12 protein-coding genes and 1 rRNA gene are annotated in these 12,668 nt (G+C 46.9%); 10 read left to right on the top strand and 3 right to left on the bottom strand.

Annotated elements, in window-relative coordinates:
- Nucleotides 1-189 precede the first annotated feature (189 nt).
- A complete protein-coding gene (locus ABVF09_RS11175) occupies nucleotides 190-1,965 on the top strand; it encodes an ABC transporter ATP-binding protein (RefSeq protein WP_371069334.1) in 1,776 nt (591 codons plus the stop codon).
- A gap of 355 nt (nucleotides 1,966-2,320) precedes the next feature.
- Here ABVF09_RS11175 and ABVF09_RS11170 read toward each other — a convergent pair whose 3' ends face one another.
- The gene (locus ABVF09_RS11170) at nucleotides 2,321-3,394 is read right to left on the bottom strand and encodes an FUSC family protein (RefSeq protein WP_026569374.1); all 1,074 of its coding nucleotides are present in this window, start codon (nucleotides 3,392-3,394) and stop codon (nucleotides 2,321-2,323) included.
- A gap of 552 nt (nucleotides 3,395-3,946) precedes the next feature.
- Nucleotides 3,947-5,239: a glutamate-1-semialdehyde 2,1-aminomutase gene (locus tag ABVF09_RS11165; RefSeq protein WP_153464568.1), complete on the bottom strand. Its 1,293-nt coding sequence runs from the start codon at nucleotides 5,237-5,239 to the stop codon at nucleotides 3,947-3,949.
- Between the two features lie 185 nt (nucleotides 5,240-5,424).
- Here ABVF09_RS11165 and ABVF09_RS11160 point away from each other — a divergent pair, with 185 nt between their 5' ends.
- The 7 genes from ABVF09_RS11160 (at nucleotide 5,425) to perR (ending at nucleotide 10,612) form a co-directional block, all read left to right on the top strand.
- Nucleotides 5,425-5,877, top strand: coding sequence for a potassium channel family protein (locus ABVF09_RS11160; RefSeq protein WP_026770729.1), 453 nt, complete (start codon nucleotides 5,425-5,427; stop codon nucleotides 5,875-5,877).
- A 68-nt stretch (nucleotides 5,878-5,945) separates the two neighbouring features.
- Complete coding sequence (locus tag ABVF09_RS11155) at nucleotides 5,946-6,365, top strand: ion channel (protein WP_371069209.1); 420 nt, start codon at nucleotides 5,946-5,948, stop codon at nucleotides 6,363-6,365.
- Nucleotides 6,366-6,470: 105 nt separating this feature from the next.
- Entirely contained in the window at nucleotides 6,471-6,941 is a 471-nt protein-coding gene (gene bcp / locus ABVF09_RS11150) for a thioredoxin-dependent thiol peroxidase (protein ID WP_371069208.1), read from the top strand.
- A 183-nt stretch (nucleotides 6,942-7,124) separates the two neighbouring features.
- Nucleotides 7,125-8,234 (top strand): aminopeptidase, encoded by a 1,110-nt coding sequence (locus ABVF09_RS11145; RefSeq protein ID WP_371069207.1) that lies wholly within the window; start codon nucleotides 7,125-7,127, stop codon nucleotides 8,232-8,234.
- 225 nt (nucleotides 8,235-8,459) lie between these two features.
- Nucleotides 8,460-9,416 (top strand): D-2-hydroxyacid dehydrogenase, encoded by a 957-nt coding sequence (locus ABVF09_RS11140; protein ID WP_371069206.1) that lies wholly within the window; start codon nucleotides 8,460-8,462, stop codon nucleotides 9,414-9,416.
- 1 nt (nucleotide 9,417) lies between these two features.
- Complete coding sequence (locus ABVF09_RS11135; protein ID WP_371069205.1) at nucleotides 9,418-9,975, top strand: cob(I)yrinic acid a,c-diamide adenosyltransferase; 558 nt, start codon at nucleotides 9,418-9,420, stop codon at nucleotides 9,973-9,975.
- 193 nt (nucleotides 9,976-10,168) lie between these two features.
- Nucleotides 10,169-10,612, top strand: coding sequence for a peroxide-responsive transcriptional repressor PerR (gene perR / locus ABVF09_RS11130; protein WP_035426538.1), 444 nt, complete (start codon nucleotides 10,169-10,171; stop codon nucleotides 10,610-10,612).
- Nucleotides 10,613-10,705: 93 nt separating this feature from the next.
- On the opposite strand, the gene ABVF09_RS11125 is transcribed toward perR, so the two are convergent.
- Nucleotides 10,706-11,098, bottom strand: coding sequence for a YgzB family protein (locus ABVF09_RS11125; RefSeq protein ID WP_371069204.1), 393 nt, complete (start codon nucleotides 11,096-11,098; stop codon nucleotides 10,706-10,708).
- A 126-nt stretch (nucleotides 11,099-11,224) separates the two neighbouring features.
- On the opposite strand from ABVF09_RS11125, the gene ABVF09_RS11120 reads away from it, so the two are divergent.
- Both ABVF09_RS11120 and ABVF09_RS11115 read left to right on the top strand, forming a co-directional pair.
- Nucleotides 11,225-12,097, top strand: a complete 873-nt coding sequence (locus ABVF09_RS11120) for a nucleotidyltransferase-like protein (protein ID WP_153464576.1) — start codon at nucleotides 11,225-11,227, stop codon at nucleotides 12,095-12,097.
- Nucleotides 12,098-12,442: 345 nt separating this feature from the next.
- Nucleotides 12,443-12,668: ribosomal RNA gene (locus tag ABVF09_RS11115) — 16S ribosomal RNA — on the top strand; the annotation flags it as partial.

Raw genomic sequence — 12,668 nt, 5'->3', positions numbered from 1 at the left:
AAGTTCCCGGGGATCAATCAGCTTTCATAGAAAATCCCCTTGCCGAAGCAAATGCTGCTTCTTATATGTGTAAGCGGCACACCAGATGACCGTGCCGGCGCTCATTTATATGAAAGGCGTTTGATTATGCAGGGGCAGGTTAAAGATAAACAAGAAAAACATACAGCAACAGAGAGAGAGGTGGACACCTTGGACAGTATAAAAAGATACATGGCATTTGTCTGGCCTTATAAATGGAGAATCCTTTGGACGGTGCTGATCGGGATTGTCAAATTTGGAATCCCTTTACTGATGCCGTTGATCGTCAAGTATGTAATCGATAATATAATCGGAGCCGATGATTTGACGAATGCGGAGAAACTGTCCGAATTATTCTGGCTCATGGGCGGGGCATTTGTCGTCTTTCTGGTGGCCCGGCCGCCGATTGAATATATACGGCAATATCTGGCCCAGTGGACAGGAAATAAGATTTTATACGATATCAGAGATAAGCTGTTTGACCACATACAGAAATTGAGTTTGCGTTTCTATTCACAGACGAAGACGGGGGAAATTATTTCCCGTGTCATCCATGACGTCGAGCAAACGAAAAACTTTGTCATGACCGGTCTGATGAATATTTGGCTGGATATGATAACAATTTTGATCGCGATTGCGATTATGTTGTCCATGAATGTCTGGCTCACCCTTGTGGCAGTGGCCTTATTCCCGTTCTATGGATTTGCTGTCAAACTGTTTTACGGGAGGCTGCGCAGCCTGACCAGGGACCGTTCCCAAGCACTCGCCCAGGTTCAGGGCCATTTGCATGAACGCGTGCAAGGGATGCCGGTTACCAGAAGCTTTGCATTGGAAGATTATGAACAAGAACAGTTCGACCAGCAAAATTCGAACTTCCTGGATAAAGCGCTCCAGCATACCTCTTGGAACGCTAAAACCTTCGCGGTGACCAATACGATCACCGATTTGGCGCCGTTGCTCGTTATCGGTTTTGCCGGTTATTTTGCCATCACAGGCGGACTTACTGTAGGTACGATGGCTGCTTTCGTCGGGTACATGGACAGGGTTTACAGTCCGTTAAGACGATTGATCAGCTCCTCTACCGTATTGGTGCAGTCGATTGCGTCGATGGACCGGGTGTTTGAATTCCTGGATGAAGATTACGATATCATCGATAAGCCGGATGCCAAGCAATTGAAAGAAGTGCACGGTGATGTGAAGTTCGACCATGTTCAGTTCAAATACACCGACGAGGAAGCGCTCGTTCTTCACGATGTGTCCCTTGATGTGAAAAAAGGCGAAACGATTGCATTTGTCGGGATGAGCGGCGGCGGTAAATCGACACTGATAAGCTTGATTCCGCGTTTTTACGATGTCACCGGAGGCAGCATCAAAATTGACGGGACAGATATACGTGATGTCGAAGCCCGTTCCTTGCGGGATAAAATCGGCATGGTGCTGCAGGACAATATTTTGTTCAGCGAATCAATTTCCATGAACATCAGGATGGGGAATCCATATGCCAGCGATGAAGAAGTGATCCGTGCAGCCAAAGCGGCAAACGCCCATGAGTTCATCACAGGGCTTTCCGACGGTTATGACACCATGGTCGGCGAGCGTGGGGTCAAGCTTTCCGGCGGACAAAAACAGCGGATAGCCATCGCCCGGGTATTTTTGAAAAACCCGCCGATCCTCATACTGGATGAAGCAACTTCAGCACTCGATTTGGAGAGCGAGCATTTGATTCAGGAGGCGCTTGAAAAACTTGCTTCCAATCGGACGACCTTCATCGTCGCCCACAGGCTGTCGACCATCACCCACGCCGACAGAATCGTGCTGATCGAAAACGGAGAAATCAAAGAAGAAGGATCCCATCATGAGCTGATGAACTTGAAAGGCAATTATTACAATCTTTATCAGGTCCAGCAGCTAGATGACTCGACAACAACTGAATATTTGGGGACATAAGTAGAGCTTTGGACAAAAGCATGGCCACCAAAGCAAAAACCGAGCGAATTCTAACTGGCAATTTAATTCGTTCGGTTTTTAGTTGTATATTCTCTTTTAATCCTGTTGTTTGATGCGTGCTTCGAATCGCTACGGCAAGATACTACGCGTTCCACGGGCACGGCTTCAACTTCCTCAGAAAGCACCAACCGCTTTCTTGCGGGATTTTCAGCTCGTGCAGTTCCCGTAGGAGTCTCCGTACCTTGCCGGGGTGGTGTTGCACTTTTCATAGGGTAGATCGTTTTGCTTATTGCTCATAAAAAAACCGAACGAATCGTTCGGTTTTCATTTTGATCACAAGGCTTTTGTCCCTGCCTTATTTTTTGTATTCAGGTGTGACGTTGAATTTTTCATCCTGATGGTATTGCTGGTAGCTTTTCAAAAGCCGTCGTAAATGCTTCAATTCGTGGTGGTATTCCATCAGTTGAGCCGCCAACGGAAGAAAGACCAGCCTTTCTTCCTCTTCTCCTTGATAGACATGGATCAAGGTCTCGACAAGCCGCAGCAAATCAGGCTCGCTGATCAGCCGCAATGTTTCTTTATGGTCTTTACGGATACGGCCCATCGAACTTAAGATCAATTTTTCATGCGAATGGATGACCTTATCGAGCTCCTGAATGAGCACCTCCTGAAAGTTCTTCGGAATGGTCTCGATTTTTTCGCCGAGTCGGTTGAAGGCCTGGAGAACGTCGAATGACTTTTTCGTGCAAGCGATCAGCTGGCGGAAAACAATCAGCTTCCGTGCCTTGCTGTATTGGTTCTTTTTTAAATAGGTCCGTTCCTCGGCATAAAAAATGTAGGTTTGATCGATGTAACGAATTTCATCCTGAATGCGCTCGATTTCCCCTTTGAGTGCCGGCTCGTCCGATAAATGACGCGTCGTGACGCGGAGCCACTGCAAAATGTCGGAAGTAGTCCGGTCTATTTTTTGGAAAAGCTTCGTTTCGTATTTCGGCGGCAGGAAAAACAGATTGACGACAAACGCTGCCAAAATCCCTAGAGTCAAGGAGGAAAAACGCATGAAGGCGAATGTGATAAATTCCATTTCCGTCGATTCCATGATGGCGATGACCGCGACAACGGCCAGCATCATCGTGGACTGGTTCATGTTCAGTTTGATGCACATCCCGATGACGAGGATGGTGGTAAAGCCGATCACGAACGGATCATTGCCCAGGGTAAGGACGATGAGAATCGCGGTGACTGCACCGATGATATTGGCTTGGATTTGTTCGACAATCGATTGAAAAGAACGGTAAATTGACGGCTGTACAGCGAATACAGCGGCAATGCCAGCAAAAATCGGAGTAGGCAGACCGGCAAGCGTGGCGATATATAGAGAAATAGCGACCGCCAGACCTGTTTTCAGCATTCGTGCCCCGAGTTTCATATGTAGGTCCCTCCCAATTCCTCTGTATAATTAAAGTATAGCGCAGCTGTTGTTTTTTTGTTATCAAAACGGCAAAAAGATAAACTGCTTACATCATTCTATTCCGCCAAACTGGAAATATTAAGGATTGCACCAAGTGTGCAGAACACAAAAAAAATCCCTGCCGGAATGGCAGAGATTCAAGACTTTCATGCTTTGGAAGGGAAGTCAAACAAACTGACAAAAAGCACGAATGATTGAAAATTATTAAAATTTTCACCTTTTATTTTATCACAGTCGGGCAGTCGATTCAATTAAATATTCAAAATATTGCATAAAAATAAATTGTTTCTGTGATTAATACAATTCTTGACGGAGGAGGGAATGAAAAAATCCTATGCTGGTCTTAGTTTGTAATCAATATCATTGTAAAGGTGCTGCCCCGCATTCCTCGAGGATAGCTTCAACCTTTTCTGGGTCACTTTGTGCTTGTGAGTTGCAAACCATTAAACTTACTTTTAAAAAACCTGAAAAAGCTCCCGGCGGAGACCGGAAGCTTTTTACAAAAAAATATTATTCACTCATTTCAGCAAAGGCATTTCTTACTGCATCGAGGGTTTGATTAATATCTTCCTCAGTATGTTCGGTGGTCAGGAACCATGCTTCATATTTGGAAGGCGCCAGATTGATCCCTTGCTCCAGCATCAGCTTGAAGAACTTGCCGAACATGTCTCCATCGGTATTTTCTGCGTCTTCATAGTTTTCTACCTGTTTGTCGGTAAAGAAGACGGTCAAGGCGCCAATCAGCCGGTTGATGGTTATTTGAATATTGTGTTGACGGGCATGTTCCAGGATTCCTTGCTCCAGTTTTTCGCCCAGCTTGTCCATTTTCTCATAGACTCCAGGCTGGTTGAGCACTTCCAGACAGGCGATACCCGCGGACATGGATGCCGGGTTCCCGGCCATCGTTCCGGCCTGATAAGCGGGTCCTAGCGGTGCAACCTGTTCCATGATGTCCTTGCGTCCGCCATATGCTCCTATTGGCAGCCCGCCGCCGATGATTTTGCCCATCGCTGTCATGTCCGGTTCCACATTCAATAACTGTTGGGCACTGCCGTAAGTAAAACGGAACGCAGTGATGACTTCATCGTAAATCACCAGCGCACCAGCGTTATGGGTGACTTCATTGACTTCTTCCAGGAATCCTGGCTTCGGCTCGACAATGCCGAAATTGCCGACAATCGGCTCGACCAGGACGGCTGCGACCTCATCGCCCCAATGGCGGATTGCTTCTTTATAGGCATCTATGTCATTGAAAGGAACTGTGATCACATCCTGGGCAATCGCCTTGGGCACTCCGGCAGAGTCCGGTGTTCCCAATGTGGATGGTCCGGAACCGGCCTGGACAAGCACCGGATCGGAGTGTCCGTGATAACTGCCGGCAAACTTGACGATTTTGTTGCGGTTCGTGTAGGCACGGGCGACACGGATGGTTGTCATCACCGCTTCCGTCCCGGAATTGACAAAGCGGACCTTTTCCAAGGAAGGGATCGCTTCTTTGAGCATTCTGGCAAATTTGTTTTCCAATGCTGTCGGTGTTCCGTATAATACACCATTTTGAGCCGCATTGGTGATGGCCTCGGTGATATGCGGATGGGCATGCCCGGTGATGATCGGGCCATACGCAGCCAGATAATCGATGTACTTATTGCCATCGACATCCCAGAAATAAGCTCCTTTTCCGCGTTCCATATAGACTGGCGTACCGCCGCCTACTCCTTTATAAGCGCGGGAAGGGGAATTGACCCCGCCTACGATATGTTCCTGAGCCTCTGTATGTAATTGTTTCGACTTTTCGATATTCATCCCGAAACCTCCATGTATTGATAGAATCCTCTCCATTATAGCAACAAATAAAAACAACCCCCAAACCGGAAAGCCTCTCATGCAGGCAGAAGGCAGGGGGCTTGTCATAAACATACCGTCTCGGGAATAAAAAAGTAAGACAGAGGCTATAAGAGGTCAATTTACGAAAGATCGGGGGCGGAGTAGTGACCTGGATCATTGCCGCATTGATCGTTTGGCTGCTTGCCGGCAGTCTGTATTCTTTTATATTCCATAAATCCTATCAGCGCAGCTATTTTTCATTTGAAATCTTTTACACACTGATCGTGCTGTACTTGGCGGTCATGCTCGGTTTCGCTTTATTGTATTTCGTTTTATCGTTCAATGGCATTGTCCTGATCGAGGGGGATTCTCTGTCCAGAGTCGCGCCTTTGGAGGCTTTGGCGCATGCCCTTTATTTCAGCGGAGTCACTCTGATGACCGTGGGCTACGGCGATATCATTCCCATAGGCATAGGACGGGTGCTCGCTTTGACTGAGGCGTTGATCGGCTACATTCTGCCTGCCGCTTTTTTTCTCAAAGTCTGGCAGACATCAATGGAGGAGAAGGGGCAGCAGGAGAAAGTCAATTCCTATCAAAAGCATAACCCTTATTTATAAAGGACAAGGCATAACTGCCTGCCCAACCGGGTATAGAACCCCTACGGATCAATGAAGGGGTTGTTGCTATGTTGTCCAAAGTATTGCTGGCCATCATTGTCTTATTTTTGGCAGTCAATCTGTACTACTTTTTTACAAACAAATCATTTAAAAAGAGTTATTTTAACCGGGCGATGTTTTATAAACTGTTTTTTGTCCTTGCCGGGATGACTTTCGGCTTTGCCCTATTGTTTTATGTTCTATCAATGAACGGTCCAGTGCTTGTTTATTCTGATCCGTCTGGGAGCAAGCCGGTCGAGCATTCGTTCCAGACATATCTTTATTTCAGCGGGGAGACCATTCTTTCCGTCGGATATGGTGATATCGTACCGCTTGGAATCGCCCGTATCGTTTCCTTGATTGAAGCTGCTATCGGCGTCCTCCTGCCGACCGCTTACTTTATGAGGGCATTCGGGAGCAACAAGCAGGAAGACGATAACGACGATTAGTTGTATCTTGTCCAAGGGTGAGCTATCCTGTAGGTAAGCAGAGGAGACTGGAGAGCTACAAGCTCCCCGGTCCGGCATTATCTATTAAAAAGGGGAGATACATACATGACCACGGAAATTGGCAAACTGGCACCTGATTTTGCTTTGAAAGCAAACACGGGAGAAACCGTCAAGCTTTCAGACTTTGAAGGAAAAAATGTTGTGCTCTATTTTTATCCGAAGGACAATACACCAGGCTGCACGACGGAAGCATGCGACTTCCGAGACAATCATCAAAGCTTTGCCGATCTCGATGCCGTCATTCTCGGTGTAAGTCCGGATTCGGAAACAAGCCATCAGAAGTTCCAGGAAAAATACGACCTTCCGTTCCAGCTGCTGGTCGACGAAGATCATAAAGTGGGAGAATCATACGGCGTTTGGAAGCTGAAAAAGAATTTCGGCAAAGAGTATATGGGCATCGAACGCTCGACCTTCATCATCGACAAGCAGGGCAAGCTGCAGAAAGAATTCCGCAAAGTCAAAGTAAAGGGACATGTTGAAGAAGCATTGGAATATATCAAAGAAAATTTAAGCTGATGGAAGGAGCACTCGTCTGCGGGCGGGTGCTTCTTACATAACTTGTGCAGATTGGACGGCTCTCGCTCCGACTCGAGACGGATGACGCGTCCGTCCGTTGGTTGTTTTTTCGAATGAAAAACAGGAATATACATCCATAAGGCGAATAATGCATAGACAGCTAAACAGAAGGGAAGCGAGAACATGAAAGATACCAGACTGACCGAATTGGCAGAAGTATTGCTGACACACTCCTTGACGATTGAACCAGGAGAGAAGGTATTGATTACTGGAAACACGAACGCCAAGCCATTGATCAAGGAATTGGTGAAAAAGGCATACCAGCTGCAGGCACTTCCTTATCCGGAGGTGATCGATGATGAAATCCGGCGTTTGCAAATAGAAGAAGTAAAAGAGGAGCAATTGGTCCTGCAAAATAAATGGGATTTGGATCGTTTTAAAGATATCGATGCGTTTATCCAAATCGTTGGGGAAGAGAACGATGCTGAATTCAGTACCATTCCGGCAGAAAAATGGGAACTGGCCGGGCGCGTGATGAAGCCTGCCAACGACTACCTGATCGACAACAAAAAATGGGTGCTGCTGAACTATCCGACACCGGGAGCAGCACAGAAAGCCGGCAAAACATTTGATGATTACTTTGATTATCTATTGGATGTCTGTACGGTCGACTACAAACAGATGGAAGAGGCACAGCGCCCGTTGAAAGAGCTGATGGACAAAACCGACAAGGTCCGCATCACTGCAGAAGGCACCGATTTGACCTTTTCCATCAAGGACATTCCTTCGGTCATGTGCTTCGGGGAACGGAACATACCGGATGGTGAAGTGTACACCGCTCCAGTAAAGGACAGCGTCAACGGAACGATCACTTATAACACGCCGTGTCCGTATCGCGGCGTCACTTTTCATGATGTGTCACTGACATTTAAAGATGGCAAAATCGTCGAAGCGACTGCGGATAAAACCGAGGAATTGAACAAAATCCTCGATACCGACGAAGGGGCACGCTTCATTGGCGAATTCGCCCTTGGATTGAACCCGAAAATCACCGAACCGATGGGCGATATTTTATTTGACGAAAAAATCGCCGGCAGCCTGCACTTCACTCCGGGCGAGGCGTATGATGAGGCACCGAACGGCAATGAGTCGTCGGTCCACTGGGACATGGTATTGATCCAGCGGCCGGAATATGGTGGAGGGGAGATTTACTTTGACGATGTGCTGATCCGCAAGGACGGCGAGTTTGTCGTCGATGCATTGAAAGGACTGAATCCCGAGAATCTGTCCTGATCACGCGATTTTTTTCAAAAAGTAGGCAAAGCTTCTATACAAGGGGAGGGACCACGGCATATCGTGTAGTATATTCTGAAACCTCCCCTATAATATAGATGACCTTGAAAGCGCAGGGAACCGCCTTGCGCTGATTTTTTTGCCTTCAGCAAGCTGCATTTCCCTTTCTTCCCGGGTGTGGAAAGGGTTATCATGGAGGTAAAACTACTGCCAGGAGGGGAAGCAATGAATATCGTATCATCCGCAGAAATCCCACCATACATGCAAGACCACTTTACTGCCACCTATCCGTCCCATCAGTTCCAATTTTGCAGCGGGATGGAAGAAGCAGGGCCATACATCCAATCGGCTGACATCCTGCTTACCTATGGGGAGGATTTGACCGATGAATTGATTGAACAGGCGGTCGAGTTGAAATGGATCATGGTGCTGTCAGCCGGTATCGATGAGCTGCCGTTCGAAGCGATCAAGAAAAAGGGGATTATCGTCACCAATTCCAGGGGAATTCACAAAATACCGATGGGTGAATATGCGATCGGCATGCTGCTGCAGGTATGCCGCAATACAGAATTGTTCATCGACAGCCAGCGAAGCCACCAATGGGCGCGTGGCGAACGGGCCGGCCTTCAGGAAATTTCCAATAAAACAATGGTTATCGTCGGTGCTGGTGCAATCGGACAGGAGTTGGCCCGGCTCGCCAAGGCATTCCGCATGAAAACAATCGGAGTATCGCACAGCGGAACCGAAAAAAGCTACTTTGACGAGATGTACACACAAAAGGATCTGGCAACCGTCTTGCCTAACGCCGATTTCGTCGTCTCTATCCTGCCGAGTACCAAGGAAACAAGGGGCTTTTTTCGCATGGAGCATTTCGAAAAAATGAAACCAACGGCCATTTTCCTGAACATGGGACGCGGCGATGCGGTGTCTGGTGAGACGATACTTGATGCGCTTGACCGAGGCGAAATCGCCCACGCCATACTGGATGTATTCGAACAAGAGCCGCTGCCGGCTGATCATCCACTTTGGGATCATAAAAAAGTGACGATGACGCCGCATGTCTCCGGCGCTTCTCCCGAATATTTGCCGAGGGCGATGGATATATTTGAAGAGAATCTGGAAAAATACGTGAGCGGTGATCGAAAGCTTGTCAACGCCATTCAATTGGACAGGGGGTACTGAGATGCGGATTTACACACGATCTGGGGATAAAGGGAAAACGTCTTTGATTTACGGGAAACGCGTACCGAAAAACGATATACGGGTGGAGGCTTATGGCACGTGCGATGAAGCCAATTCGATGATTGGTCTTGCCGCAAGCCATTTTGCCGAAGAGAATTGGTCTGGAAAAGATGCATTTCTCGGCGTCCTCCACCGTGTCCAGACGATTTTATTCCATGTCGGCGCGGAGCTTGCGACGCCAGAAGGAAAAGAAGTGACTTGGAAACTGAAGGAAAGCCATATCGATGAACTGGAAAAACAAATCGATGAATGGGATGAGCATCTGGAACCGTTGAAGAACTTTATTCTTCCATCTGGAAAGCCAGGAGCTGCAGCCCTGCACACTGCAAGGACAGTGGTAAGGCGGGCGGAAAGGCTGGCGGTCGCCCTGGAAGATGAGCTGGAAAGACCGCTTGTCCTGTCATACCTGAACCGGCTGTCCGACTTTTTATTCGTGGCAGCCCGCTATGCAAACCAGCAATCAGGGGGAGAAGAGCTGCCGTTGCAGGCGGACGTGTAGTATATTTTTACTTGCTGCCTAATATACTTTTATTGACAGAACGTTTCTTATCCGGTTACACTAATTATAAGAATTATAAACTAATAATATTGATAGAATGAACCAACCATACAATCAAGCAAAGCATCTACCAGTAATGATTGACTTTACGGAAGCCATCATTAAAGAATTTAGCTTAGTGAAAGTGAGGTGCATGACGGTGTCTGAAGCACAACTTCAAGAAGCTGTCGGCCGGCTGAAAAATTCAGGCGTAAGAATCACACCACAGCGTCATGCGGTATTAGAATATTTGTTGAATGCAGAAATCCATCCGACCGCTGATGACATATATAAGGCATTGGAAGGGAAATTCCCGAACATGAGTGTCGCGACGGTCTATAACAACCTTCGGGTATTCCGCGAAATCGGACTGGTCCGGGAGCTGACTTACGGGGACTCCTCCAGCAGGTTCGACTGCAATACATCCGATCATTATCATGTTATCTGTGATTCCTGCGGCAAAATCGTCGATTTCCATTATCCGCGTCTTGATGAAGTGGAGTCGCTTGCGCAAAAAGTGACAGGATTTGATGTGAGCCATCATCGTATGGAAATCTACGGAACATGCGAACATTGCAAAAAAGCCACCCAGCACTAATACTGCAATGCCCTTACCATGCCGGTAGGGGTTTTCCTGTGAAAGCTAAAAAAAGAGGCTGCCCCGCCGGACAGCCTCTTTTTTTATGTGTAATTATTTGGAGTCGTTTGTTTGATGCTGGTTCTTCATCTGCTTGCGATACTCTTTCGAATTGTATTTTTCATCGAATTCTTTGCCTTCGAGATTCTTGTCGATGGTCAACGGCTGTTTGCAATGCATGCAAGCATCGACGCGTCCAAGTATTTTAGTCGGCTTATTGCAGGTAGGGCAGATAATCTGACGTGCTCGCGTGGACAGCATGCCGATCCAGAAGTAGACGACAGTACTAAATACGATACATAATAAACCGAGTATGAAAAAGATCGCCATCAGCCATTCGATTTTTTTCGTCAAAATGCCGAGGTACATGACCCCGAATCCGATAAAAACCAGACTTAAGGCAAACGTTCGGATCTTATTGATCTTACTGCTATAATTTAAAGCCAACGCTTTCCCTCCTTAACTCTACAAAAGGTAGTATAGCATAAAATTCCAAGGAAAACTTGTCTGTCGAAAAAGGATTTTTCACGTATTTATCGAATAAGTTTCTATTCTCATTAATGGAGGAATATCATGAAAGACATTTTACGTCCTATATACCAGGAACGAGCAAGCCAAGCGAACACATTGGGTGTTTTGATCATAGAAAAGAATAAACCGGTAAGCCCGGTAACCGATAATTTCGATGTCATCTTGCTGGTGATTGCCAACGAAGCGGACCAGCCGTGGTACGTGAAACATTATGAATTTGATGATAAAAAAGCGGCGATGCACATCGTCGATGAGGAACTGCTCACCTATTGGATCGACACAAGCACTTACAGGCGTGCCGTCGAATGGGTGATCAACGGAAGGATCGTTTTCGACCGTAACGAATATGTCGCCAAGTTAAAGGAAGAATTAAGCAGCTTCCCGCAGGAAAAGAGGGAACTGAAGATGGCGATGGAATTCGCCAAGTTGACGCGCAGCTACAGTGAATCGAAGGATCTGTATCAGACAGAGCAATATCTGGACGCTTATAGCAGGGTGATCCGGTCGCTACATTATTTGGCGCGCCTGGCTATCATTGAAAAAGGGTATCATCCGGAAGTGGTGGTTTGGAACCAAGTGAAGCGGATCGACATAGAAGTATATAAGTTATATGAAGAATTGATCAATAGTCATGAAGAAATCAAAAAGCGGGTGGAACTGATGCTGTTGGCGCTAGAGTTTGCTATGAGCACCAGGGCGAAGAAGTGCGCGACCCATCTATTGGAGATTATGCACAGCAAACAGGATGCCTGGACTTTCGGTGAATTGAAAATCCATCCGGACATCGAACCTTATGCACTCGATTTAAGTTCGATGCTGGAATACTTAACGGAGAAAGGTATAATTGAACCAGTGCGGGAAGAAACTAAAGGGAAAATGATTTATCATAGGAAGTATAAAGCGATGCCGGTATAAATATTTTTGCTTCCGGCTAGGGTTAGCTCGAGACGAAAGAAGATGTTATCGGGCGTGTAGAGCGGCGTGCCGGGTTTCTAGAAAAAGATCGATATTTTTTAGAGAAAATGTATTGACGCTCTCTCGCCTGCATGGTATATTATTAATCGTCGCTTCGACAGCGGCGCAAAACAAAATAACAAGCCAAAAAAAGATATTGACTTCTTCAAAACGGCATGTTATAGTGATTAAGTCGCTGTTTTCGACAGCAACAAAACAATTTGATCTTTGAAAACTGAACAAAACAACCAGTATGTCAAGCAAGATATACAAGCTAGTTTTTTGAACGAGCAAGCAAGCTCACATTTTATGGAGAGTTTGATCTTGGCTCAGGACGAACGCTGGCGGCGTGCCTAATACATGCAAGTCGAGCGCGGGAAGCAGGCGGATCCCTTCGGGGTGAAACCTGTGGAACGAGCGGCGGACGGGTGAGTAACACGTGGGCAACCTGCCTGTAAGATCGGGATAACTCCGGGAAACCGGGGCTAATACCGGGTAATACCTTTCTCCGCATGGAGAAAGGTTGAAAGGC

The sequence above is a fragment of the Sediminibacillus sp. JSM 1682029 genome (assembly GCF_041366435.1).
Taxonomy (GTDB): domain Bacteria; phylum Bacillota; class Bacilli; order Bacillales; family Amphibacillaceae; genus Sediminibacillus; species Sediminibacillus terrae.
This window is presented reverse-complemented; position numbering and strand designations above follow the sequence as displayed.